Source organism: Pseudomonas sp. JS425, assembly GCF_018223845.1.
Classification (GTDB): Bacteria; Pseudomonadota; Gammaproteobacteria; order Pseudomonadales; family Pseudomonadaceae; genus Aquipseudomonas; species Aquipseudomonas asiatica.
The window spans coordinates 2,467,303-2,489,810 of the sequence record NZ_CP073661.1; the positions used below are offsets into that span (position 1 = coordinate 2,467,303).

Genomic DNA, 22,508 nt, shown 5'->3' on the forward strand with positions numbered 1-22,508 from the left:
CAGCTTTCAGGCATCGAGGATGTCTTCTTGCCGGGTAAGGCTCAGCAATAGCCCGGCTTCCACCTCCTCCTGTGCCTTGGTCAAGGCTTCCATAGCCTTGAAATACGCTTTCCCACTGAGCGGAACCCGGCGCAGCGTGCCGTTTTCGTCCAGCGCAAGGCCAGGCATTTCCGGGGCCAATGCCCGTATTATCGATTTGTCCAGGTGCGTGATCGCCTCCTGGCTTTCATCCAGGCAATAAAAGAGGTAATCGAGGCCAGGGCGCCAGAAGTCGGTAATGGCCTCGAACTGGCTGGCATATTTGCGCTTGAGGTAATCAACCCAGACCGGCCGTTCGCTTATCCACAGTTGTCGGGCAGTGGTGTCGGCATCGAGTTCGACCACGGCATCGCGCACGTTGTCGATGATCTGCTGGTTGATCTTGGCGAGGTCCCTATAGAGCATGCCGCTGCTGGGTTCTGGAAAATCGAGGTCTTCGCTCAACGACTGGCGCAATGCCAGGCGGACTTCAATATCGTCGACCAGGCCTGTGGTCAGGTCCGCATCGGGGAACGCCGCCGCGACATCCAGTACGTCACGGTCCGGTAACTGACCAGCATGTTCCTGCAGCGCCCGCTTGCGCAAACCGCGTTGCAGGCTGATGCGATCGGCCAGTTCGTTGACTTTCTCGCGACGGTACAGCTTGCGATAAAGGTCGAGTATCGGCTTTGCCGTGTCCTGTGCTTCCCCAGATACCTGGTGGATCAGCAACTCCACTTCCAGGGCGCTGAACGCATCGGCGCCGGCGTCACCGCAAGTGGGCGGGAAGATTTTCGCCACCTCGTTCAAACGCTCGCGCAACACCGCGTCCCCGTGGGCCTGCTCCAACAGTTCCCACACTCGGGCACGCAGGCTTCGCAGATCCCTTCGCGCTTCCACCGAGTCGGTCAGACGCTCCAACACCGCTTGCAGGTCGCCATTGTCGTTCTGATCGAACAGGTCGGACCACACCTGTACCTGATGATCGGTTGCGGAATCGCGCCAGAGCCGTTGCCACTCCTGCCTTTCGGGCGGGTGCTCGAAGATGTTGACGCCTCTTGCGCGCAGTTGCCTGGCCGGCTCGGCTTCCAGATTGTTGTAGTTGAAAAGCCAACGGCGATCGCGCACGCGCGCTGCGACGTCCCGCACATACGGACTGCGCAGGATGTTTACCAGGTCCGGAACATTGGGAATGTGGTTGGACGAGAGGTTCAGGTAACGTAACTGGTACTGTCGCTGGTTCATCAGGGTGCTCAGGCCAGGGGGAAAGGCATGCAGCTGAGTTCTGTCCAGATCCAGGTGCTGCAGCCGCGCCATGTAGCGCACATCAGGCGCGTGTTGCAGCGAGTTGAAGCTCAGGTCCAGTTGCTGCGGATGGATCATGTCCTGGAAGCGTGTGGCGAGGTTTTCATCAAGCGTGATGCGATTTCGACTCAGCTTCAGGATATTAAGCGGCTGATCGCAGAGGAAAGCCAATGTCGCTTGATCCAATGTAAGGTTGTTGCCGGTCAGGTTCAGTTCGCGCAAGCCTGGCATCGCTGCCAGCACTCGTTGTGCGGTGGGTGAGAGGGTAACAACGGTATTGTTGGTCAGGTCCAGTGTTTGCAGCTTGGGCACCGCTTCGAGCGCTTCGAACAACGCTTGCGGGTTGATTGTCGCGATGTTGGTCACTCTCAGCACTTGCAGGTTGGGGAAGCATGACAGGAACGCCCTGTCCAGTCGTTGCAGTTGCAGATCGTTCAGCTTGAGTTCACGGATGTAGGGCAGGCTCGCTGTGATCGCTGGCAGCTCGGATATTTGTATCTTCTCCAGAACGAGCGTGCCCAGTTTGGCTGAACCCTCCCGCCGCCAGGCCTCTTTGAGGCTTTCGGCGCATTTTTCTCGATCCTGGCGCCTGAAGATGTCAGGGGCGCTCTTGTACCAACTTTCCAGATTGCTATCCAGCGTTTGCCACTCCGTCTCCAGTTGCCGAATTGCCGAGCCCAGGTCACGGGTCCGGCTCAATTCGTCGCTCAGGGCGGTGATTTGTTTGCTATTCAGAGAAGGGAAAAGTCGATTGAGCCGACTTGTCGCGGCGGATGTGCTGATTGCTGCTCCTCGACCACTGAGCGGGTAACCGATTCGCCCATGTGCCAGGCGCATGGGCGAGCGAAAGCCTGGCTTGATTGATTGCTGGCCAAGCAGCACGGCGCAGCCCGATCGGTCGGCGACGGCGCTGGCGAACAGCTCGGCTTCACTCGCCTGCGGCTGTTCGGCTACCAATGCATCGCGCAGCAGCTGGCTGTCGGCATTGGCCAGGTCTGCTCGGTACAGGCCGGTCAAGGCACGATCGAGGCGGGCGCGGGCCTGCAGGTAGCGGGCTTCTTCAGCCACGCGCAAGGGCACGCGCCCGTTCTTCAGGCGTTCGCGTTCGGTGCTGTCGGCATGTGCGACGAGCTCTTCCAGGGCATTGTCAGGCAAGCCGGGGAACTGGCGGCCCAAGGTCTGTGCTTCGTCGCCAAGCGGTGCGCGATGGCTTTCCAGCATGCTCGCGAAGATTTCGTGACGACGTGCTGTCAGGTGGTTGGCCAGCAGCTCGTTCAGGGCGCCCGGGCGCTGCTCTACTGGCGTATCGGGTAGCAGCTGCTGTATGACATCTTCATCCATCCCCGCCAGGACAATCTTGCTCAGTTCGCCATCGTCAAGCTCTTCGCGGCCGATCTCGATTTGTACTGTGTCTGCTTTTGGCTGCGCACCGAAATAGTCTGCCTCCCCCCATTTTTCGGCACCGGTGAAGACCTTCAGCCTGTAGTTCTCGGGCCAGCCAGGCAGCTGTACCAGTTCCGGCAGCGCGAAGTTCATATGTGCAGCCAAAGGCTGGCCATGACGTACCCGGGTGATGATGCCCTCCACGTCGTCAGCCAGTCGCAGGCGCAGCAAGGTATCGGCCAGCAGAGGCGGCGGCTGCGAGCCGGTGACCTGGCTGCGACGCAAGGTGTCTGCGTCGACTTCGGTAATGCGCAAGGCGGCAAGTTGGTCCGATGCATCCAGCCCCTGGCCGAACCGGCCCAGCCCCTCGAGCAACTGCGCATCGTCCCATTCGAGCGGGTTGTCGTGGGCCAACTGCCAGCGCTGGTCGCCGAGGTTGCGCAAGGCCGGAGTGTAGGCATCGGGGGCGTCCGGGTGGCGCACATGCCACTGTCCGTCGGTTTCGAACACCTCATACAGTTTGCCTTGAAGCCAAACGTGGGTTTTGCCATCGATGATGTAGAGCCCTTGGGCATTTTTCTGCACACCCACCGGCAACGAGTTCGAAGTGCTGTAAGGGCCCATGTCTGGGTGCCAAAGCCGTTCGCGGCCACCTTTCCAGACGCTTTCCAGCGCATCGACGAACCCCGATGCCTTGAGCGCTTTGCTGCCGACGGCGAAACCGGCAATCACGGCGGCATTGATGGCCAGCGACTCGAGTTGTTGCAGCGCTTCCTGGGTATCGCCTTCTTCCCAGGCTTCGAACCCGGTGAACACCGAGTCCATGAGGTCGTAGGCAAATACCCCAAGCATCGCGGCATCCAGCCCAGGCACGAAGAAGGCGGCCACGTTCAGTACGTTCATGCCTGCGTCCAGCCAGTGCTGCAGCCGTTCCTTGCGTGCCTTGGCGTCGGCATCGGCGGTCGGTACTGCAATTGCTCTGGCAGTTGCCTTGACGCGGCGCTTGTGGTCTCTGTAAAGCACCTGCCAGATAGGAAAGGCCAGGCGCGTTCGTTTGAAGTGCAGCTCAGGCTTGTTCTTGGGTTTGCGTGTGGAGGCGTCGTGCTCGAACAAGGCATTTTCGAGCTTGCGGCTGAGCTCGACCTGGTTGTCCTGGTCAGCGAAGCTGATCAAGTGCTGGCGAAACGTGGTTTGCACCAGGCGTTGACGCATGAGTGAGCCGGCTTTTTGCAAGGAAGCGAACTCCCTTACCGGGTGTTCGGAATCGTGGGGAATGTAGAGCATGCAGGGGTTGGTCTGGTCGGCTTCATCGGGGCCTATCAGCAGTACGCCATGAAGCGGGATGCCGAACAGGCTGAAGCGCCAGCAGCGAAGCTTGTGTTCGCCGTAACGCGGCGTGCTTTCGTTGTCGCATAGCTGTACCAGAGCATTGTGGCCTTTGAGCGTCAACAGGCCCTTGAGGTAGGCGATCATTGCCTCGGTTTTCAGTGCCTGCTGGCTTGCATCGATCCACTGCTGTTCGATCGCGGCCTTTCTGGGGCCTTCATAAATGCCCTGCAGGTGGTCTTGATACTGCTGGCCCAGGTTCAGGCTTCGGCAAAGGTTCACGAACGCTTCGGGCTCGAGCCCGGGAAGTGAGGCGACGTTGTCCGTGCCAAGGGTCAGGGTGTCGAACGGGCCCACTTCGTCGGGCCCTTCGAAATTGTGCAGTGCGGCCTCCAGCAGCGAGCGCTTCTGTGGCGGCCCTTCGGGGCGCTTGATGTACGTATCGTCACCGCCGAGTGAAAAATCGAGGCCTGGGACATTTTCCAGCGTGGTGTACACCTTGAACGGCTGGTGCAGGTACTGGGCTTTGTCCACTTCGACATCCGGGCCCAACCGGCCCTCGAGCAAAGGCTTGCAGAATTCGCTGATCTGCCTGAAGTCATCGAGCAAGGCTTGCAGCGCTTTGAACCCGGCATTGCGGGCGCTGATCAGCTGTCGTAAACGCGCCTGGTCTTCATCGCTGGCTGCAGCGTACCAGGCGTAAGGCGAGCCGTTTTCGTCGAGGTAGTCCTTGCGCACGCTCTGCACGACGCGGCGGGTATGGTCGGGGTGCATCGTTCGGCACCAGGTAGGCAGGTTACGGACAATCTGGGCCTGATGGAAAGGCACGGGTGTGCTGGTCATGCTGAATACTCCGTGGTCAATGGAGGCGCCAGTCGACAGGTTTCGCCTTGGCATGCGGTGGTATTTAGTTGAATGCGCAGGTCGGTTCTGTGCACGAGAGCGTCGGTAGGGGAGCAGCGCGGGCAGGGCTGTTGGGAGATGGTGGCGCAAGGCATGGGGTAGGCATGTCGTGTGGATGACGCCGGCGTGTGGGGTATGGGTCGGTGTCATGTGATGCCTGGCCATGGGCCGGCGCTCTATCAGGGAGAACTAAGATGCATTCGCTGTGCAGTCCCAAGGATCACCTGCTGGACCTCGACGGTATTGAAATTGCGGTACGGACCTGGGGGGCGGAGGACGGCATCCCGGTGCTGGCCCTGCATGGCTGGCTGGACAACGCCGCCTCGTTCGAGCGCCTGGCACCGATGCTCGACGGCTGCTTCGTGGTTGCCCCCGACCTGGTGGGCCACGGCCGCTCGGACCATCGCCGCCACGACAGTGGCTACTACCTGTGGGAACATGCCGAGGACATGCTGGCGGTGGCCGACAGCCTGGGCATGGTGCAATTCCATGTGCTGGCCCATGGCATGGGCACCGGGGTGGCGTCGCTGCTGGCGGCCATGACCAGCGGTATTGCCAGCATGACCTTCCTCGACGGCATGGGCGCACCGTTCACGGTGGCCGAGGACGACCGCGTGCAGCACCTGGCCCGGGCCTACCGGCTCAAGCGCATGGTGCAGCGCAGCCAGTTGCAGGGTTTTGCCGAGCCGGACGTCGGCCGTTTCGAGGACCTGGACACGGCCCTGGCACAACGCCGCGAGCGCCTGGACACCGAGTTGTCGGAAGAGGCGGCACGGCTGCTGGCGCTGCGCGACCTGCTGCAGCTGGGCGAGGGCTATTGCTGGCGCCACGACCCACGCCTGGTGCTGCCCGAACCCATGCCGCTGACCGAGCGCGAAGCCTGCGACCTGCTCAGCCAGATCCGTTGCCCGTTGTACCTGCTGTTCGGTCGCCAGGGGGCATTCACCGGTGAGGCCTTTACCCGGCGCCAGGCGGCTTTGCCCAGCCAGGCGAAGATCTCCTGGCATCCGGGCGGGCACCACTTCCACCTGGATGCGCCGGACCGGGCGCTGGTCGATCAACTGCTGCGCATCCTCGCCCGCCATGAAGGGGGTGTGCTGCAACGGTTGGTAAACGAGTAACTGGATATGGTCATGCCATGCGCACGTGGGCTATGGTGGTGAATCTAATCGGGCTTGCGTGATCCCTTGTGGGAAGTTGTCCAGCTCTTTGGGCTGCGCTGTCGCGCAGATAACTGAATTCGCAAGCGATCCTCGTACCCTGTGGGAGCGGCTTTAGCCGCGAAGAATCCAACGCGGTGCATGGCACCGGCTGCGCCGGTGTTCGCGGCTAAAGCCGCTCCCACAGGTGCCCTGCTAATTCAATGAGTTATGTGCAGTTCCATGAGAGCGGGCGAAGCCCGTGCCATTCACCGCAACGCCTGATTCGCGGGCACGCCCGCTCCCACAGGAATCCAGCGGCCACAAGGAGCCTTGGCATGCGACCATTCGTCATCAAGCACATTGACCACCTCGTCCTGCGGGTCAGCGACCTGGAGCGCAGCGTCGCTTTCTACACCCAACTGCTCGGCTGCACGGTCAGCCGCGTGCGCGAAGACCTGGGAATGGTCCACCTGGCCACAGGCACGGCGATGATCGACCTGGTGACCCTGGACGGTCCCCTGGGTAAGCCTGGTGGAGCGGCGCCGGGGACCGAGGGGCGCAACCTCCACCATTTCTGCCTGCGCATCGAGCCGTTCGACGAGGCTGCACTTACGGCCTACCTGCAAGCTGCGGGGGTTGAAGTCGAACCTGCGGAAAAACGCTATGGCGCCGAAGGCGAGGGGCTGTCGCTGTACTGCTACGACCCCGATGGCAACCAGGTCGAGCTGAAAGGGCCGGTACCGGCAACGGAGGCTCCATGAGCAACCTGCACACCCGCGAGCACTGGATCGACACCGCCCAAGGCAAGCTCTTCGCCCAGGAATGGGCGCCGCTGCAGGCGCAGGGTGCGCCGATCGTCCTGCTGCACGATTCGCTGGGTTGCGTGGCCTTGTGGCGCGAGTTCCCGGCGCAGCTTGCGCAAACCACCGGGCACCGGGTAATCGCCTACGATCGCCTGGGCTTTGGCCGCTCCGACGCCCACCCCGGCAGCTTGCGCCTGGGCTTTGTCGAAGATGAGGCGCAGCAGGGGTTCACGGCGCTGCGCGAGCATTTTGGCATTGGCGATTTCATTGTCTTCGGCCACAGCGTTGGCGGCGGCATGGCCGTGGCCTGTGCGGCGGCCTTCGCCAGCCAGTGTGTGGGGCTGATTACCGAATCGGCGCAGGCGTTTGTCGAGGCCCGTACCCTTGAGGGCATTCGCGTGGCCGACCAGCAGTTTGCCGAACCCGGGCAGTTGCAACGGCTGGAGCGCTACCACGGCGGCAAGGCCGAGTGGGTATTGCGTGCCTGGGTGGACAACTGGTTGTCCGAGCACTTTGCCGATTGGAGCCTGGATGCGCTGCTGCCGCAGGTACGCTGCCCGCTGTTGAGCCTGCATGGCGACAACGACGAGTTCGGCTCGCCGGCACACCCCGAGCGGTTGGTGGCGCTGGCTGGCGGCCCGGGGTTGATGCGCCTGCTGCAAGGTTGTGGCCATGTGCCGCATCGGGAGCAGGCCGAGCGGGTACTGGAGGAAGTCCTGCAGTTCTTGCGCTGACCTTTCCCCAGGCTGACGCGGTCCTGCACGGATCGCGCAAGGCTCAAGTGGATATCCCGGCAAAGCCTATTATGCTTCAGTTACCTTGCTGCGATCCGAGGCGGCCTGCCTCGTCGTGCTTCGCATATCCAAAGCAAGCCCCCCAGGGCCTGGGTGCGATGGTGAAAAAGATTTGAGGTGCTCCCGGCCTGCATGACGACAAGACGGAGGCACCCCATGGCGGTTCTCGACAGCACATCCACGGGCAGCGCGCCCCAACGCGGTATCACCCGGGAGGAGCGCAAGGTCATCTTCGCCTCATCCCTGGGCACGGTATTCGAATGGTACGACTTCTACCTGTACGGCTCCCTGGCGGCGATCATCGCCAAGCACTTCTTTGCCGGGGTCAATGAAACCACCTCGTTCATCTTCGCCTTGCTGGCCTTTGCCGCCGGCTTTGCCGTGCGGCCATTCGGCGCCATCGTGTTCGGTCGCCTGGGCGACATGATCGGGCGCAAGTACACCTTCCTCATCACCATCGTCATCATGGGCTTGTCCACCGCTGTGGTGGGCCTGTTGCCCAGCTATGCCACGATCGGCGTGGCAGCGCCAATCATCCTCATCAGCCTGCGCCTGCTGCAGGGCCTGGCACTGGGTGGCGAGTACGGCGGTGCGGCCACCTACGTGGCCGAACATGCACCCAAGGGCCGGCGCGGCTTTTTCACTGCCTGGATCCAGACCACGGCCACCCTGGGGCTGTTCCTCTCGCTGCTGGTGATCATGGCTTGCCGCACGGCCATGGGTAACGAGGTGTTCGAGGCCTGGGGCTGGCGAGTGCCATTCCTGCTGTCGATACTGCTGCTGGCGATTTCGGTGTACATCCGCATGCAACTCAACGAGTCGCCGGTGTTCATGAAGATGAAGGCCGAGGGCAAGGCGTCCAAGGCGCCACTGACTGAGTCGTTCGCCCGCTGGGACAACCTCAAGGTGGTGGTCATGGCGCTGCTCGGTGGCACCGCCGGCCAGGCCGTGGTGTGGTACACCGGGCAGTTCTATGCGCTGTTCTTCCTGTTGCAGATGCTCAAGATCGAGCCGCAGACCGCCAACCTGCTGATTGCCGGTTCGCTATTGATCGGCACACCGTTCTTCATCTTCTTCGGCAGCCTGTCCGACCGCATCGGCCGCAAGAAAATCATCATGGCCGGTTGCATCATCGCCGCGCTGACCTACTTCCCGATCTTCAAGGCATTGACCCAGTACGGCAACCCGGACGTGTTCGTCGCCCAGGAGCAAAACCCGGTGGTGGTAATGGCAGACCCTGCCCAGTGCGCGTTCCAGTTCGACCCGGTGGGCAAGGCCAAATTCACCAGTTCGTGCGATATCGCCAAGAGCCTGCTGGCCAAGCGGGCCATCCCCTATACCAACGAAGCGGCAGAACCTGGCAGCGTGGCGCAGATCCGCATTGGTGAACGGGTGCTGCCAAGCTTTGATGGACGCAGCCTGGCGGCAGCGGACTTCAAGGCACAGAGCGATGCCTTTACCGCGACCTTGACCGGGGCGTTGAAGGAAGCCGGCTACCCGGAAAAGGCCGACCCGGCGAAGATCCACTACCCGATGGTGCTGTTGCTGCTGACCATTCTGGTGATCTACGTGACCATGGTCTACGGGCCGATCGCGGCCTGGCTGGTGGAGCTATTCCCGGCACGCATCCGTTACACCTCGATGTCGCTGCCTTACCACATCGGCAACGGCTGGTTCGGCGGCTTCCTGCCGACCGTGGCGTTTGCCATGGTGGCGGCGACCGGGGATATCTATTACGGCTTGTGGTACCCGATCGTGATTGCAGTGATGACGGCGGTGCTGGGGATCTTCTTCCTGCCGGAGACCAAGGACCGCGATATCAACCACACTTGAAGGTTGAGGCTGACTGTACCGGCCTTTTCGCGGGCTTGCCCGCTCCCACAGGGATATCACTGTGCCCTGTGGGAGCGGGCAAGCCCGCGAAGAGGCCGGCACAGTCAACCCATCAGTCGAAATACCCACGCAACCCAAAGGCATATCCGGTATCCACCCCAGCTGCCTCGCCGCGGCTCCAGCGCTTCTTCAACACGAACTCGAACGCTGGCTCGTACAGCCCGTCCCGCACCAGTGCACCCGCCAGCACCTCCACGTCATACCAGCCATTGTCCAGCTCGATGATCGGCCGCCCCGGCACCTGGTAACGCGCCATCAGGTCACCCAGTGTCTTGGGCGTGAAGTGCTGCAGGATGCGCCAGGTGTACAGCATCAGCGCACCGTGCTCGACCTGCAGCACATAGCCATTGCGTCGGTGCTTCAGGCGGCTGCCGGGTTCGCGCAGGGCCGGGGTATGGTTGTCCAGGGTGAACAGGATGCGGTAGGGCAGGTTATCGGCCCCGGCCAGTGGCAGCACGACCCCTTCGCGCACGGCCTGGTCGCCGCTGTCGCCGTGGGTGAAGGCATGGGCCAGGTCGTCGGGCAATTCATGTTGTTGCTTGAAGCGCTCGAGCAACTGGATATCGCCGAGCAGAAAGTAGTCGACCAGGTCGTTGAGCACTTCGCTGAATTCGTGGCGCATCTGTTTTCCTTGTTGGTGCGCGTGAGGGCAATGGCAAATGTAGCACTTCAGATTGGCTTCAGATTGCCCCCTGATACTGCCCCCAACACCTGACTTGAAAGGGGGACCGCCATGACTCAGGCAGACAGCGCCAGCCTGTTTCCACTGGCTATCGGTAGCCACGGCGAGCGGCTTGCCCGCATGACGCTGAAACGCCCGGGGGAGCCCGGGCGCGACGAGCTGGAACAGTTCATTCACGCCCGCTTTGCCTGTGCGCACCACGCCGACGTGCAGCACTACCTGCCCGAACTGCTCGGCCTGCATGACAGCCACGGGCGCCTGATGGCCGCCGCCGGCATACGCCTGGCCAGCAGTGGGCCGACCTTCCTCGAGCGTTACCTGGATGAGCCGCTGGAAGCGGCCGTGACCCGGCTGTCTGGCAGCTCGGTGAGCCGTGCACAGTTGGTCGAAGTGGGCAACCTGGCCGCGCTCAGCGCCGGCAGCGCGCGGATCATGATCATTGCCGTGACCTGGTTGCTGGCCGCCCGCGGTTTGCAGTGGGTGGCCTTCACCGGTGCCGCGACCCTGGTCAACAGCTTTCATCGCCTGGGCCTGGTGCCGACGGCGCTGGCTGTGGCCGACCCTGGCCGGCTGAACGGCGATGCCGACAGTTGGGGCAGTTACTACGCTCAGCACCCGCAAGTGTTCGTTGGCAACATCGGCTACGGCCATGCAGCCCTGGCCCGCGGCGGCGTTTTCGAGCGGCTGGGCTTGCCCGCGAGCGTGCAGGAGGCCGGTCATGCCGCGTGAATGCCAGCTGTTCAGGGAAGTGCTGCAACTGCATGCCCGCCACCGAGGGGCGCAACCGGCGTTGCTGGGCCTTGGCGGGCCGTTCACCTATCAACAATTGCTGGACGAGGTCGAGCAACGCCAGGCCTGGCTGAGCGCGCAGCCACCGGGCAGTTTCGTCCTGGCCCTGGAGAACGGTCCCGAGGCGCTGTTCTGGGACCTGGCTGCGCTGTTCGCGGCGCGCCCCATCGTTATTCTGCCGGCGTTCTTCAGCAGCGCCCAGCGCCGCCACTGCCTGGCACAGAGCGGGGCGGTGCTGGCGCTGGCCGAAGAGGCTTTCGCTGACGACTTGCACGCCAGCGGCTTCACTGCCGGTGAGCGCTTCTGGAGCCGGCAGCCGCCAGCGGCCGCACCCTTGCCGCCGGGCACCGCGAAAGTCACCTACACCTCCGGCAGTACCGGTGCACCCAAGGGCGTATGCCTGAGCGCCGAGGCCATGCTGCGGGTAGCGCGTGAGCTGGAGGCTGCCAGCCGGCCCACGGCGCCCGGCAAGTACCTGGCGGTATTGCCTCTGGCGGTGCTGCTGGAAAACCTGGGCCTGTACGCGGCCCTGCTGGCCGGGGCGAGCATTGCCCTGTATCCGCAGGCGCAACTGGGTTTTCGCGGTGCCAGCCAGGTCGACTTCAAGCAATTGCTGGGCGCCATCGCCTTGAGTGGTGCCGAAAGCCTGATCCTGGTGCCGCAACTGCTGCTTGGGCTGGTCACTGCCATCGAGCGCGGCCTGATGCGGGTCGGCCCGTTGCGCTTCGTGGCGGTGGGCGGCGCGCGGGTGGCGCCGAGCCTGCTGGCCCGGGCCCAGGCCATCGGGCTACCGGTGTTCGAGGGCTATGGCTTGTCCGAATGCGCTTCGGTGGTATGCCTCAACCGCCCCGGGGCGCATCGTGCGGGCAGTGTCGGGCGGCCGCTGCCGCATGTGCAGGTGCGCATTGCCGAAGATGGCGAAGTGCAGGTGGCCGGTTCGGCGTTGCTCGGCTACCTGGGCGAACCACCCTTCAGCGAGCCGTGGTTGTCGACCGGTGACCTGGGCCACTTCGACAGCGACGGCTTCCTGTACCTGGCCGGGCGCAAGAAGCACCAGTACAGCACCAGCTTCGGGCGCAACGTCAACCCCGAATGGGTCGAGGCCGAACTGACCCAGGGCGGAGTGATCGCCCAGGCGTTCGTCCACGGCGAAGGCCTGGCACACAACCTGGCGTTGATCTGGCCGCTGGACCCGCAGGCTGACGACCATACCCTGGAACAGGCCATTCGCCAGGCCAATGCCGGCCTGCCGGATTATGCCCGGGTGCATGCCTGGCGGCGTCTGCCCGAACCTTTGAGCGCCGCCGGGCAAACCCTGACCGCCAACGGCCGGCCACGCCGCGAACAGATCCTGCGGTGTTACCAGTCTCTGTTATCCGACCTTCAATGATCTACGAGGTTTGCCATGCTTTTCTTCGACATGCTGCAGCAGGAAACCGCCGACGAGCGTACGGCATTGTTCAGTGTCCCGGTCATCCGCGACGCGCTGGCCGGCAAGGCCAGCCTCGAGGCCTATGTGGCCTTTCTCACCCAGGCCTACCACCACGTGCGGCACACCGTGCCATTGATGATGGCCTGCGGGGCCCGTTTGCCGGCGCGGCTTGAGTGGCTGCGCGGCGCAGTGTGCGAGTACATCGACGAGGAGTACGGCCATGAGCGCTGGATTCTCGATGACATCGCCGCCTGCGGTGGCGACCCGCACCAAGTGGTCGGCGGCCGGCCGGCACTGCCCATCGAGCTGATGGTGGCATTTCTCTACGACCAGATTGCCCGTGGCAACCCGGTCGGGCTGTTCGGCATGGTCAACGTGCTCGAAGGCACCAGCATTGCCCTGGCTACCCAGGCTGCCGGTACCCTGCAGAGCAGCCTAGGCCTGCCGGACAAGGCGTTCAGCTACCTGAGTTCCCACGGCGCCCTGGACCAGGACCACATGGCCACCTACCGTGGCCTGATGAACCGTCTGGACCAGCCCGAAGACCAGCAGGCGGTAATCCACGCTGCCAAAGTGGTGTATCGCCTGTATACCGCCATGTTCGAAGGGCTGCCGCGTACCGCGCAGCAGGAGGTAAAGCATGCGCTTGCCTGATTGCGTGGCGGTGCTCACCGGTGCCAGCGGTGGCATCGGCCTGGAGTTGGCGGCCCAGCTATGCAGTGCCGGTGCTCGCGTACTGGCGGTCAGCCGGCAGCAGGGCAAGCTGACCGAACTGATGGCGCGCTACCCCGGGCAATTGCGCTGGCAACAGGCCGACCTGCGCTGCGCCGAAGGCCGCCGTGACGTGCTGGAGGCAGCGCGGGCGATGGGTAGTTGCAACCTGTTGATCAACGCCGCCGGGGTCAACCGCTTCGCCTTGCTCGAACAGATGGACGAGGCCGCCCTCGACGAGTTGTTCGACCTCAACATCAAGGCCGCCGTGCAGCTCACCCGCCTGTGCCTGCCGCTGCTGCGCGCCCAGCCCAGTGCGCTGGTGGTGAACGTGGGGTCGATCTACGGCTCCATCGGCTACCCAGGCTACGCCACCTACTGCGCCAGCAAGTTTGCCTTGCGCGGGTTCTCCGAGGCATTGCGCCGCGAGCTTGCCGACACCTCGGTGAACGTGCTGTATGCCGCACCGCGCACTACCCGCACGACGATGAACAGTAGCGCCGCGCAGGCCCTTAATCAGGCGTTGAAGGTAGGCGTCGATGACCCGCAGGATGTCGCCCGGGCGGTGCTCGACGCGGTACAGGCCGAGCGCAGCGAACTGTACCTGGGTTGGCCGGAGAAACTCTTCGTGCGCCTTAACGGCATGCTGCCAGGCGTGGTCGACCGCGCCCTGCGCAAGCAATTGCCGCTGATCCGTCGCTACAGCAACTGGCACAGCAAGGAGTCGAGCAAATGAAACGTCTGATACTGGCCAGCCTGCTGGCCATCGCCCCGTTCACCTGGGCCCTCGACCAGAACGGTACCCAGCAACTCAACGCCATCCAGCAGCGCTGGGCGGTGGTTCGCTATAACCTGCCCGAAGCCCAGCGTGCCGGGGCATTCGAGGCCCTAGCGGCACAGTCGGCGGCGTTGGTGCACCAGCATCCGGGCTCGGCCGAGCCGCTGATCTGGGACGGCATCGTCAACAGCAGCTGGGCCGGCGCCACCGGTGGGCTGGGCGCGTTGGGCAAGGTCAAGGCCGCCCGCGCCAGCCTGGAAAAGGCCCTGGCCATGGACCCCAAGGCGCTGCAAGGCTCGGCCTACACCAGCCTGGGCGCGCTGTACGACCAAGTGCCCGGCTGGCCATTGAGCTTCGGCGACCAGGCCAAGGCCGAGGCCATGCTGCGCCAGGCGCTGGCGATCAACCCGGACGGTATCGACAGCAACTATTTCTGGGCCGACCACCTGTACCGGCAAAACCGCTACGACGAAGCCCGCGCCGCCCTGCAAAAGGCGTTGCAGGCACCGCCCCGGCCCGGGAGAGAGTTGGCCGACCAGGGCCGGCGTGGTGAAATAGATGCTTTACTCAAAGCGATCAAGGACAAACAGGATTAAGCATGCGCTTGCTGTTGGTAGAAGACGACGCCGCGTTGGGGGAGGGGATTTGTGACGGCCTGCGCCGCGAGGGCTATACCCTCGACTGGTTGCAGGATGGCGCCAGTGCCTTGCATGCCCTGTGCCACGAAGAGTTCGACCTGGCCATCCTCGACCTGGGCTTGCCGCGCCTGGATGGCATCGAGTTGCTGCGGCGCCTGCGTGCGGCCGGGAAGACCCTGCCGGTGCTGGTGCTGACCGCCCGCGACGCCACCGATGACCGCATTGCCGGGCTGGATGCCGGCGCCGACGACTACCTGGTCAAACCCTTCGACCTCAACGAACTCAAGGCCCGCTTGCGGGCCTTGCTGCGGCGCAGTAGCGGCCGCGCCCGGGTGCTGATAGAGCATGCCGGGGTATGCCTGGATCCGGTCAGCCAGCAAGTGCACTACCTGGGCCAGCCGGTGATACTCACGCCCAAGGAATACCTGCTGCTGCACGAGCTGCTGGCCCAGCCGGGCAAGGTGTTCACCCGCGAACGCTTGACCCAGTTGCTGTATGGCTGGGATGAAGAGCCGGAGAGCAACACCCTGGAAGTGAACATCTACCACCTGCGCAAGAAACTGTTCAACGGCCTGATCCGCACCGTGCGCGGGATTGGCTACCTGGTGGAACGCAAGTCATGAGCTCGTTGCGCCAACGCACCTTGTGGCGGGTGATGCTGCTGTTGCTGGTCGGCAGCGGGTTGCTGGCGCTGTATAACTATCACGACAGCCGCCACGAAATTAACGAAGTGTACGATGCCCACCTGGCGCAGAACGCCCGGCTGCTGCAGGGCATCATGAGCCTGCCGGTGCAAGAGCAGAGCCGTGACGAGTTGTACCGCGCCTTCGACGAGGCCTTGAGCAAGGCCGGGCACCACAAGGTGGGGCACCGCTACGAAAGCAAGCTGGCCTTCCAGGTATGGGCCGACGACGGCGGGCTGCTGGTACACACGCCCAGCGCCCCGCAGCTGGGGCAGGCGCCGCGGGTGCCGGGTTTTGCCGACGTGGTGGTGGATGGGCGCCGTTGGCGCAGTTTTGTCTTGCCGGTGCCGGAAAAACACTGGGTGATCTGGGTGGGCGAGCGCAACGACGTGCGTGACGACCTGATCGAACGCATCGTGCAGCACACGCTGTTGCCATTCCTGTTCGGCAGCCTGGCCCTGGCCTTGCTGGTGTGGGCGGCCATAGGCTGGGGGCTGCGGCCGCTGCAGAACATGGCCAGGGTGATCCGCGCCCGCCACGCCGAGTCGCTCGAGCCGTTGCAGCTGGTGCCGTTGCCTAAGGAGCTGGAGCCGATGCAGGCGGCGATCAACCGCCTGCTCGGGCAGATCGACGACCTGCTGCGCCGCGAACACCGTTTCATCGCCGACGCTGCCCACGAGATGCGCACGCCCTTGGCCATCCTGCGCCTGCATGCGCAGAACGCCCTGAATGCAGACAGCGCTGCCGAGCGGGACAAGGCCCTGCAGTTCCTGATGGGCGGTGTCGACCGCCTTGCCCGGGTGGTCAACCAGCTGTTGACCCTGGCCCGCCTGGAGCCGCGACCAGGCCGGCGTGACTGGCCGCGGGTGGACCTGGAGGGCGTGGTGGCCGAGACCCTGGCAGAGCTTACCCCCTGGATACTGGAGCGCGGGCTGGAGCCTTCGCTGGACATCGCCGACGGCGACTACCATTTGCACACCGACGCTGGCGCGCTGGGTATTGCCTTGCAGAACCTGGTGGCCAATGCCGTGGACCATTCGCCTGCAGGCGGTCGCATCACCGTGACCCTGCAGCGCGAAGGCCAGGCCCTGCTGGTCAGCGTCGACGACGAAGGGCCGGGCATAGCGGTGGTTGACCAGCAGCGGGTGTTCGAGCGTTTCTACAGCAAGGGCTCGACCAACGGCGCCGGGCTGGGGTTGTCGATCGTCAGCACCATCATGACCCGCCTGGGTGGCAGCGTGCAGTTGCGCAACCAGACGCCACACGGATTGCGCGCGACCTTGCGCCTGCCCGTGGAGCCCTGAACGCTTGCTAGTGTTTCTGGGCGATCTGGATCAGGTTGCCGCAAGTGTCATCGAACACCGCTACGGTGACCGGCCCCATGGCAGTAGGCGGTTGGGTGAACTGCACGCCCGCTGCGCACAGCCGGGTATATTCGGCCTGGATGTCCCGCACGCCGAACGAGGTGGCGGGGATGCCGTCCTGCTTGAGCGCTGCCTTGTAGACCTTGGCGGCCGGGTGCGCGTCGGGCTCGAGCAGCAGCTCGACGCCGTTGGGGTCGTTGGGGGAGGTGAGCGTCAGCCAGCGGTGTCGGCCCATGGGGATGTCGTGCTTGGGCTCGAAACCGAGTACGTAGTGGTAGAAAGCCAGGGCTTTGGCCTGGTCGTCGACGAGGATGCTGGTGACTATGATCTTCATGAACGCACACCGTATGCCTGGAGTCGTTGAGTACCAGTAAAGACAATCAGCGGCATTTGGCCAGGGCACCGGGTTCACTGCTAACCCTGCAACGCGATCCGACAGCATTTCTCTTCACGGTCAAAGTTCCAGATGGGTTGGTGGCAATGGGGGTTGTAGCGTTGATCGGGCGATACCACCCAAACCAAGGAGTGAACCCCATGCAAGAAGAACCCGTTAACAAGCCAGACGACACGCTCGACCACGAACAGCTGGAAAATGCAGAACCGCAGGCAACGTTGTCCAGGCGCAAGCGCGGTATAGGGCCAGTAGTCGGCATGCCCTGCAGGCCAGGGTACAAGCTGATTGGTGATGACTGTGTAATCGCCAATATCGATTTCGAGTGAAGCAAAGGGGGGGGCGCATCGCGCCCCTCGTAAAAACCTGCTCAAGCCATAGGTAAATCCTTCATCACCCGGCCCCCACCCAGCCGCTGCCGAGGGTAAAGTGACAGGCATGATCCCAGCGCGCCCAGACCGGCGTCAGAGAGGTGCCCGTGGCGGCCTACACATTGCGACAACTCAAGTACTTCGTCACCACCGTCGAGGCCGGCAGCGTGGCCGAGGCTTCACGCCAGCTGTACATTGCCCAGCCGTCCATCTCCACGGCCATCAAGAGCCTGGAAGAAAGCTTCGGCGTGCAGCTGTTCATCCGCCACCACGCCCAGGGTGTGTCTCTGACGCCCAGCGGCAAGCGCTTCTATGCCAAGACCAAGTCGCTGCTGCAGATGGCCCACGAGTTCGAGCAGAACGCCCTGGCCGACAACGACACCGTGGCCGGGCAAATCGACATCGGCTGCTTCGAAACCGTGGCACCGCTGTACCTGCCGCGCCTGATCGCCGGCTTTCGCCAGCGTTACCCGGGGGTGGATATCCGCCTGCGCGACGGCGAGCAGCAGGACCTGATCCAGGGTCTGACTGCCGGTACCTTCGACCTGGCGTTCCTCTACGACCATGACCTGGACGGCACCATCGAGGCCGAGCCGCTGATGCCGCCGCAGAAGCCCTATGTGCTGCTCCCCGAGAACCACCGCTTCGCCGGGCAGGCCCAGGTGTCGCTGCGCGATCTGTGCCCGGAGCCGATGATCCTGCTGGACGTTGCCCCCAGTCGTACCTACTTCGTCAGCCTGTTCAACGAAATGGGCCTGACGCCCAATATCGTCTTCAGTTCGCCGTCGATCGAGATGGTACGCGGCATGGTCGGGCAGGGCTTTGGCTTTTCGCTGCTGGTGACGCGGCCGCATTCGGAGTACACCTACGACGGGCAACGCCTGGCCATGCTGGATATCGCCGAGCCAGTGGCGCTGTCAGGGCTGGCGGCGGCGTGGTTGAAACGGGTGCAACTGACCAAGCCGGCGCAGTTGTTCGTCGAGTTTTGCCGGGAAGAACTGGCCAAGTTCTGAAACGGGCACGCCATGCATCCTCCTGCCGAGGCATGGCGTGCCTGCTGATCAGGGGTTGACCTGATAGCCGCGACCTTGCAGGCAGCCGGCGTAGGCACTGGCATGAGCCTGGGCTTTCGCTTCGTCCTGGCCGCGCCGGTCCTGACGGCGGTCCTGACGCTGGCGCATGCCACCAACCGCAGCACCGGCGGCGGCCACTTCGCCGGCGCGGTTCTGTCGGTATTGCTCCTTGGCATCGTCACCGACCCGGTCATACAGCTCGTCGTGCTGGTTGCCGCGCACCTGCGCGCCTGCCGCACCGGCAACCGCGCCGGCGGCGGCACCGCGTACCCGGCCACCGACATGGGGGTCGCTGGAGGTCGCGGCACTGTTCGCGGCATTGGTCGCGACAGTATTGCAATCATTGATATCCAGTTGCATCTGCTGGCTGCTCTGGCCCTTGAGCGGCACCACCGACTGCGCCTGGGCTGCCGATGCCGCGCACAGCAGCACCAGCAGGCAACTCCACGTGAACGTACGCATGGCAAACCTCCAGCGGGTGGGGATCCCGTTTCACAGGATAGTTCTCTTTGCTGCCGATGATGGCAGTTTTGCCGGGATGGTCTAAACCGGATATCAAACGTGGTTCGCCTGCGTATCACGGCGTGAATCCGGGCTACCTGTGGAAACCCCATGAGTCAGAGCCAGCAACTGATCATCTGTGAGTACTGTGACACGGTGTACCACCGTGCGCCGCTGCTCAAGCACCAGCGCGCCGTTTGCCAGCGCTGTGGCGGCGTACTGTACCGGCATACCTCGCTGACGGTGCAGCAACGCCTGGCCCTGAGTGTGACGGGTGGCATCCTGCTGGTGTTCGCCAACGCCTACCCGGTGATGACCATCGGCATGCAAGGGCTCACCCATTCCGCGACATTATGGGACTCGGTACAGATCCTCAGCCACGGCAGCATCACCTTCATCGCCCTGGTCATGGCCCTGTCGATCATCTTTGCGCCGGTGCTGCAGATTACCCTCTTGTGCTGGGTGTTGGGTTTCGCCCTGGCCGGCCAGCGCGCACCCGGTTTTGCCCTGTGCATGCGCAGCCTGGAGGGCCTGCGGCCTTGGAGCATGCTGGAGGTGTGCCTGCTGGGGGCGATGGTGGCGGTGATCAAGCTGGCGGGGTTTCTCGATGTGATACCTGGCATCGGCCTGCTGGCGCTGGCCGCGCTGAGCATGCTGATCATCCATATCGCCGGCAAGGACATCCGCGGCCTTTGGGAGCAGGTATGAATACCCCGGCCAACGCCGACGACCTGGGCCTGTGCCTGTGCCATGGCTGCGGTCAGGCCTGCGAACTGGGCAGCGACAAGCACACCTGCGAGCGCTGTGGTGCCGCCATCCACCGGCGCAAGGCCAATGCCATCAGCCGTGGCTGGGCGTTTCTGCTGGCGGCGCTGGTTTTCTACATTCCCGCCAACCTGTTGCCAGTGATGCACACCGAAATGCTCGGCAGTGGCAGCGAAAGCACCATCGGCGGCGGCGTGCTGGAGTTCTGGGAGGCAGGGGCCTGGGACATCGCGCTGATCATCTTCATTGCCAGCGTGGGTGTGCCGGCCATCAAGTTCTTCTCGCTCGGCCTGTTGCTGTTCACCGCCCAGCGCGGTTCTACCTGGGCCTGCCGGCAGCGCTCGCAGCTGTACCGTTTCGTCGAGCTTATCGGCTACTGGTCGATGCTCGATGTGATGGTGGTGGCGCTGGTGGCGGCGCTGGTGCAACTGCGCGGGCTGGGCACCATCGAGCCGCGGGTGGGCATCCTGTTTTTCGGCATGGTGGTGGTACTGACCATGTTTTCTGCGATGAGCTTCGATCCACGCCTGATCTGGGATAGCCGTACCAACGAGGGAGGCCGCATTGATGGTGCAACAGACTGACAAGCGCGATGGCGCGGGGCAGGTTGAAGTGCGCACCCGGCGCTGGAGCGTGTCGCTGGTATGGATCGTGCCGATACTGGCGATCCTGATCGGCGCTTCGCTGGTGGTGCGCAACTGGATGCAGCAGGGCCCGGTCATCGCCATTTCCTTCCACACCGGGGAAGGGCTGGTGGCGCACAAGACCCAGGTCAAGTACCGCAGCGTGGTGATCGGCGAAGTCACCACGGTGGACCTGGCCGACGACAAGAAGAGCGTGGTCGCCAAGGTCCAGCTGTCCAACGACGCCCGTGCCTTCGCCACCCAGGGGGCGCGCTTCTGGGTGGTGCGGCCACGCATTGGCGTGGGCGGCGTGTCCGGCGTGGACACACTGCTGTCGGGCAGTTTCATCGGGGCGGATTCCGGCGAATCGAAAGTGCCGGAAAAGTCCTTTGTCGGCCTGGAGCTGCCACCGCCGATCACCTACGACGAAAAGGGCAAGCGCTTTGTCCTGACCGCAAGTGACCTGGGCTCGCTGGATATTGGCTCGTCGATCTACTACCGCAAGATCCCGGTGGGCGAAGTGGTGTCCTTTGCCCTGCAGGGCGATGGCAAGGGCGTGGAGATCGGCGTGTTCGTGCAGGCCCCTTACGACAGCTTCGTCACCGCCGATACCCGCTTCTGGAACGCCAGTGGCGTCGACATGCAGATCGGTGCCAACGGCCTGAAGATCGATACCGAATCACTGTCATCGATCCTGGTGGGCGGGTTGGCCTTTGGCTCGCCCGACTTCGCCCCGCAAGCCGAGGCTGCTGCCGACCAGGCGCACTTCCAGCTGTTTGCCGACCGCGATACCGCCCTGGCACCGCCCAGTGGCCAGGCCCAGTACCTGCAGTTGCGCTTCGACCAGGCCATGCGCGGCTTGTCGGTAGGCGCCCCAGTGGAGTTCAAGGGGGTCGAGTTTGGCCGAGTCACATCGGTGCAGCTCGACTATGATGCCACCCGCCAGACCTTCCCGGTGGTGGTCGAAGCGGTGATCTACCCGCAGCGGCTGGGGCCGGTACACCGCAAGATGCTGTCTGTGTTCAAGCATTCCGAAGGTGACATGGACGGCGCGCGACGGTTGATCGGCACCTTCGTCGAGCACGGCCTGCGGGCCCAGGCGCGCAGCGGCAACCTGATCACCGGGCAGATGTTCATCTCCCTGGACTTCTACCCGGATGCCCCCAAGGTGACCTTCGACAAGACCGCAGACCCTATCATCATCCCCACATTGCCCGGCAGCCTGGAGCAGCTCCAGGAACAGCTGCAGCGGGTGGTGGAGCGCATCAGCAAACTGCCGCTGGAGAGCATCGCCAGCAACCTGGACGGCAGCCTGCGAGAGCTGCGTGCCAGCCTCAAGCAGTTCAATGGCCAGACGCTGCCGGAGGTGAAGGTGGCACTGGACGAAGTGCACAAGACTCTGCGCACGGCCAATTCGGCCATTTCCGAGGACTCGCCGCAGCGCGAGCGGATGGGGGAAACCCTGGACGAACTGGAGCGCATGTCGCGTTCGCTGCGAGACCTTGCCGATTACCTGGGGCGGCACCCCGAATCACTGATACGCGGCCGGCCGAAAGCGGCCACTGCCGCCGAGCTGGAACCCTGAGGAGACAGCCGATGCTTCGACTGCGCAATGTATGTGGCGCCGGCCTGCTGGCAGTGCTGTTGGGCTGCAGCAGTACCCCGAACAACTATCACACGCTGGTACCGAGCGAGCCTGTACGCGACGGTGGCCAGCGCATCCAGGTGGCGAGGGTGGTCGTGCCGCCGCAAGTGGACCGCCCGCAGTTGGTGGTGCGGCAAGGGCAGAGCGGCCTGGCCATCCTCGAGACGGAGTGGTGGGGCGCCAACCTGGTGGATGAGTTTCGCAGCGCCTTGCAGGACCAGTTGGGCGGGCCGGTGGGTGGCGGCAAGGTGTTGTTGCGCGTGGACGTGCAGCGCTTCGATACCGTGCCGGGGCGCTACGCCTCGCTGGAGGCGGTATGGCGTCTGACGCGCTCGGGGGAGGCCGAACTGACCTGCCGTACCTCGCTACAGACGCCCGCAGACAACAGCATCGCCAGCCTGGTCAATGCCCACCAGGCCAATCTGCGCAAACTGGCCGAGGCGGTGCGGGTGAGTGCCCGTCAGGGCAGCTGTTCTGCATCCTGAGCGTCTCGCG

The 22,508-nt window shown here is 63.8% G+C and carries 21 protein-coding genes; 17 read left to right on the plus strand and 4 right to left on the minus strand.

Annotated features, from left to right (window positions below):
- Positions 1 to 6: 6 nt before the first annotated feature.
- Positions 7 to 4,875: an NEL-type E3 ubiquitin ligase domain-containing protein gene (locus tag KDB76_RS11295; protein ID WP_321029172.1), complete on the minus strand. Its 4,869-nt coding sequence runs from the start codon at positions 4,873 to 4,875 to the stop codon at positions 7 to 9.
- A 254-nt stretch (positions 4,876 to 5,129) separates the two neighbouring features.
- Between KDB76_RS11295 and KDB76_RS11300 the strand changes: the two genes are divergently transcribed.
- The 4 genes from KDB76_RS11300 to KDB76_RS11315 all read left to right on the plus strand — a co-directional run bounded on the left by KDB76_RS11300 (position 5,130) and on the right by KDB76_RS11315 (position 9,507).
- The gene (locus tag KDB76_RS11300; RefSeq protein ID WP_013972074.1) at positions 5,130 to 6,056 is read left to right on the plus strand and encodes an alpha/beta fold hydrolase; all 927 of its coding nucleotides are present in this window, start codon (positions 5,130 to 5,132) and stop codon (positions 6,054 to 6,056) included.
- 356 nt (positions 6,057 to 6,412) lie between these two features.
- Positions 6,413 to 6,838 (plus strand): VOC family protein, encoded by a 426-nt coding sequence (locus KDB76_RS11305; RefSeq protein WP_013972075.1) that lies wholly within the window; start codon positions 6,413 to 6,415, stop codon positions 6,836 to 6,838.
- Entirely contained in the window at positions 6,835 to 7,614 is a 780-nt protein-coding gene (locus KDB76_RS11310) for an alpha/beta hydrolase (RefSeq protein WP_013972076.1), read from the plus strand. Before KDB76_RS11305 ends, KDB76_RS11310 begins: the two co-directional genes overlap by 4 nt.
- Before the next feature lie 216 nt (positions 7,615 to 7,830).
- Positions 7,831 to 9,507 (plus strand): MFS transporter, encoded by a 1,677-nt coding sequence (locus KDB76_RS11315; protein WP_013972077.1) that lies wholly within the window; start codon positions 7,831 to 7,833, stop codon positions 9,505 to 9,507.
- Between the two features lie 112 nt (positions 9,508 to 9,619).
- Here the strand turns inward: KDB76_RS11315 and KDB76_RS11320 are convergent, their stop codons facing one another.
- On the minus strand, positions 9,620 to 10,189 hold the full coding sequence (locus KDB76_RS11320; RefSeq protein WP_038409312.1) for a hypothetical protein: 570 nt from the start codon (positions 10,187 to 10,189) through the stop codon (positions 9,620 to 9,622).
- Positions 10,190 to 10,300: 111 nt separating this feature from the next.
- Between KDB76_RS11320 and KDB76_RS11325 the strand changes: the two genes are divergently transcribed.
- The 7 genes from KDB76_RS11325 to KDB76_RS11355 are packed head-to-tail and all read left to right on the plus strand — an operon-like array spanning position 10,301 to position 16,584.
- Complete coding sequence (locus tag KDB76_RS11325; RefSeq protein WP_003259304.1) at positions 10,301 to 10,978, plus strand: thermostable hemolysin; 678 nt, start codon at positions 10,301 to 10,303, stop codon at positions 10,976 to 10,978.
- The gene (locus KDB76_RS11330; protein ID WP_038409314.1) at positions 10,968 to 12,428 is read left to right on the plus strand and encodes an AMP-binding protein; all 1,461 of its coding nucleotides are present in this window, start codon (positions 10,968 to 10,970) and stop codon (positions 12,426 to 12,428) included. Before KDB76_RS11325 ends, KDB76_RS11330 begins: the two co-directional genes overlap by 11 nt.
- Positions 12,429 to 12,443: 15 nt before the next feature.
- Positions 12,444 to 13,124: an iron-containing redox enzyme family protein gene (locus tag KDB76_RS11335; RefSeq protein ID WP_024086785.1), complete on the plus strand. Its 681-nt coding sequence runs from the start codon at positions 12,444 to 12,446 to the stop codon at positions 13,122 to 13,124.
- Entirely contained in the window at positions 13,111 to 13,917 is an 807-nt protein-coding gene (locus tag KDB76_RS11340) for an SDR family oxidoreductase (protein WP_013972081.1), read from the plus strand. The genes KDB76_RS11335 and KDB76_RS11340 overlap by 14 nt, the downstream gene beginning before the upstream one ends.
- Positions 13,914 to 14,555 carry a tetratricopeptide repeat protein gene (locus KDB76_RS11345; protein WP_024086786.1) on the plus strand — a complete coding sequence of 214 codons (642 nt, stop codon included), beginning with the start codon at positions 13,914 to 13,916 and terminating at the stop codon, positions 14,553 to 14,555. The genes KDB76_RS11340 and KDB76_RS11345 overlap by 4 nt, the downstream gene beginning before the upstream one ends.
- Before the next feature lie 2 nt (positions 14,556 to 14,557).
- Positions 14,558 to 15,220, plus strand: a complete 663-nt coding sequence (locus KDB76_RS11350; RefSeq protein ID WP_024086787.1) for a response regulator — start codon at positions 14,558 to 14,560, stop codon at positions 15,218 to 15,220.
- A complete protein-coding gene (locus tag KDB76_RS11355) occupies positions 15,217 to 16,584 on the plus strand; it encodes an ATP-binding protein (RefSeq protein ID WP_013972084.1) in 1,368 nt (455 codons plus the stop codon). Before KDB76_RS11350 ends, KDB76_RS11355 begins: the two co-directional genes overlap by 4 nt.
- A gap of 7 nt (positions 16,585 to 16,591) precedes the next feature.
- Here KDB76_RS11355 and KDB76_RS11360 read toward each other — a convergent pair whose 3' ends face one another.
- Positions 16,592 to 16,978, minus strand: coding sequence for a VOC family protein (locus tag KDB76_RS11360; RefSeq protein WP_013972085.1), 387 nt, complete (start codon positions 16,976 to 16,978; stop codon positions 16,592 to 16,594).
- A 200-nt stretch (positions 16,979 to 17,178) separates the two neighbouring features.
- Between KDB76_RS11360 and KDB76_RS11365 the strand changes: the two genes are divergently transcribed.
- Both KDB76_RS11365 and KDB76_RS11370 read left to right on the plus strand, forming a co-directional pair.
- A complete protein-coding gene (locus tag KDB76_RS11365) occupies positions 17,179 to 17,364 on the plus strand; it encodes a hypothetical protein (protein WP_023663548.1) in 186 nt (61 codons plus the stop codon).
- A 149-nt stretch (positions 17,365 to 17,513) separates the two neighbouring features.
- A complete protein-coding gene (locus tag KDB76_RS11370) occupies positions 17,514 to 18,419 on the plus strand; it encodes a LysR family transcriptional regulator (protein WP_013972086.1) in 906 nt (301 codons plus the stop codon).
- 48 nt (positions 18,420 to 18,467) lie between these two features.
- Here KDB76_RS11370 and KDB76_RS11375 read toward each other — a convergent pair whose 3' ends face one another.
- The gene (locus tag KDB76_RS11375; RefSeq protein WP_003259312.1) at positions 18,468 to 18,941 is read right to left on the minus strand and encodes a YMGG-like glycine zipper-containing protein; all 474 of its coding nucleotides are present in this window, start codon (positions 18,939 to 18,941) and stop codon (positions 18,468 to 18,470) included.
- 150 nt (positions 18,942 to 19,091) lie between these two features.
- On the opposite strand from KDB76_RS11375, the gene KDB76_RS11380 reads away from it, so the two are divergent.
- From KDB76_RS11380 to KDB76_RS11395, 4 genes are read left to right on the plus strand one after another with little or no spacing between them, the layout of a single operon-like run.
- Positions 19,092 to 19,688: a paraquat-inducible protein A gene (locus tag KDB76_RS11380; RefSeq protein WP_013972087.1), complete on the plus strand. Its 597-nt coding sequence runs from the start codon at positions 19,092 to 19,094 to the stop codon at positions 19,686 to 19,688.
- Positions 19,685 to 20,329, plus strand: coding sequence for a paraquat-inducible protein A (locus KDB76_RS11385; RefSeq protein ID WP_024086789.1), 645 nt, complete (start codon positions 19,685 to 19,687; stop codon positions 20,327 to 20,329). Before KDB76_RS11380 ends, KDB76_RS11385 begins: the two co-directional genes overlap by 4 nt.
- Positions 20,313 to 21,953: an MlaD family protein gene (locus tag KDB76_RS11390; RefSeq protein WP_024086790.1), complete on the plus strand. Its 1,641-nt coding sequence runs from the start codon at positions 20,313 to 20,315 to the stop codon at positions 21,951 to 21,953. The genes KDB76_RS11385 and KDB76_RS11390 overlap by 17 nt, the downstream gene beginning before the upstream one ends.
- Before the next feature lie 11 nt (positions 21,954 to 21,964).
- On the plus strand, positions 21,965 to 22,498 hold the full coding sequence (locus KDB76_RS11395; RefSeq protein WP_013972090.1) for a PqiC family protein: 534 nt from the start codon (positions 21,965 to 21,967) through the stop codon (positions 22,496 to 22,498).
- The last annotated feature ends 10 nt before the right edge of the window (positions 22,499 to 22,508 follow it).

What these genes read in the sequence shown, in the direction of transcription:
- KDB76_RS11295 (WP_321029172.1), bottom strand. Translation starts at nt 4,875, where the DNA reads ATGACCAGCACACCCGTGCCTTTCCATCAGGCCCAGATTGTCCGTAAC.
- KDB76_RS11300 (WP_013972074.1), top strand. Translation starts at nt 5,130, where the DNA reads ATGCATTCGCTGTGCAGTCCCAAGGATCACCTGCTGGACCTCGACGGT.
- KDB76_RS11305 (WP_013972075.1), top strand. Translation starts at nt 6,413, where the DNA reads ATGCGACCATTCGTCATCAAGCACATTGACCACCTCGTCCTGCGGGTC.
- KDB76_RS11310 (WP_013972076.1), top strand. Translation starts at nt 6,835, where the DNA reads ATGAGCAACCTGCACACCCGCGAGCACTGGATCGACACCGCCCAAGGC.
- KDB76_RS11315 (WP_013972077.1), top strand. Translation starts at nt 7,831, where the DNA reads ATGGCGGTTCTCGACAGCACATCCACGGGCAGCGCGCCCCAACGCGGT.
- KDB76_RS11320 (WP_038409312.1), bottom strand. Translation starts at nt 10,189, where the DNA reads ATGCGCCACGAATTCAGCGAAGTGCTCAACGACCTGGTCGACTACTTT.
- KDB76_RS11325 (WP_003259304.1), top strand. Translation starts at nt 10,301, where the DNA reads ATGACTCAGGCAGACAGCGCCAGCCTGTTTCCACTGGCTATCGGTAGC.
- KDB76_RS11330 (WP_038409314.1), top strand. Translation starts at nt 10,968, where the DNA reads ATGCCGCGTGAATGCCAGCTGTTCAGGGAAGTGCTGCAACTGCATGCC.
- KDB76_RS11335 (WP_024086785.1), top strand. Translation starts at nt 12,444, where the DNA reads ATGCTTTTCTTCGACATGCTGCAGCAGGAAACCGCCGACGAGCGTACG.
- KDB76_RS11340 (WP_013972081.1), top strand. Translation starts at nt 13,111, where the DNA reads ATGCGCTTGCCTGATTGCGTGGCGGTGCTCACCGGTGCCAGCGGTGGC.
- KDB76_RS11345 (WP_024086786.1), top strand. Translation starts at nt 13,914, where the DNA reads ATGAAACGTCTGATACTGGCCAGCCTGCTGGCCATCGCCCCGTTCACC.
- KDB76_RS11350 (WP_024086787.1), top strand. Translation starts at nt 14,558, where the DNA reads ATGCGCTTGCTGTTGGTAGAAGACGACGCCGCGTTGGGGGAGGGGATT.
- KDB76_RS11355 (WP_013972084.1), top strand. Translation starts at nt 15,217, where the DNA reads ATGAGCTCGTTGCGCCAACGCACCTTGTGGCGGGTGATGCTGCTGTTG.
- KDB76_RS11360 (WP_013972085.1), bottom strand. Translation starts at nt 16,978, where the DNA reads ATGAAGATCATAGTCACCAGCATCCTCGTCGACGACCAGGCCAAAGCC.
- KDB76_RS11365 (WP_023663548.1), top strand. Translation starts at nt 17,179, where the DNA reads ATGCAAGAAGAACCCGTTAACAAGCCAGACGACACGCTCGACCACGAA.
- KDB76_RS11375 (WP_003259312.1), bottom strand. Translation starts at nt 18,941, where the DNA reads ATGCGTACGTTCACGTGGAGTTGCCTGCTGGTGCTGCTGTGCGCGGCA.
- KDB76_RS11380 (WP_013972087.1), top strand. Translation starts at nt 19,092, where the DNA reads ATGAGTCAGAGCCAGCAACTGATCATCTGTGAGTACTGTGACACGGTG.
- KDB76_RS11385 (WP_024086789.1), top strand. Translation starts at nt 19,685, where the DNA reads ATGAATACCCCGGCCAACGCCGACGACCTGGGCCTGTGCCTGTGCCAT.
- KDB76_RS11390 (WP_024086790.1), top strand. Translation starts at nt 20,313, where the DNA reads ATGGTGCAACAGACTGACAAGCGCGATGGCGCGGGGCAGGTTGAAGTG.
- KDB76_RS11395 (WP_013972090.1), top strand. Translation starts at nt 21,965, where the DNA reads ATGCTTCGACTGCGCAATGTATGTGGCGCCGGCCTGCTGGCAGTGCTG.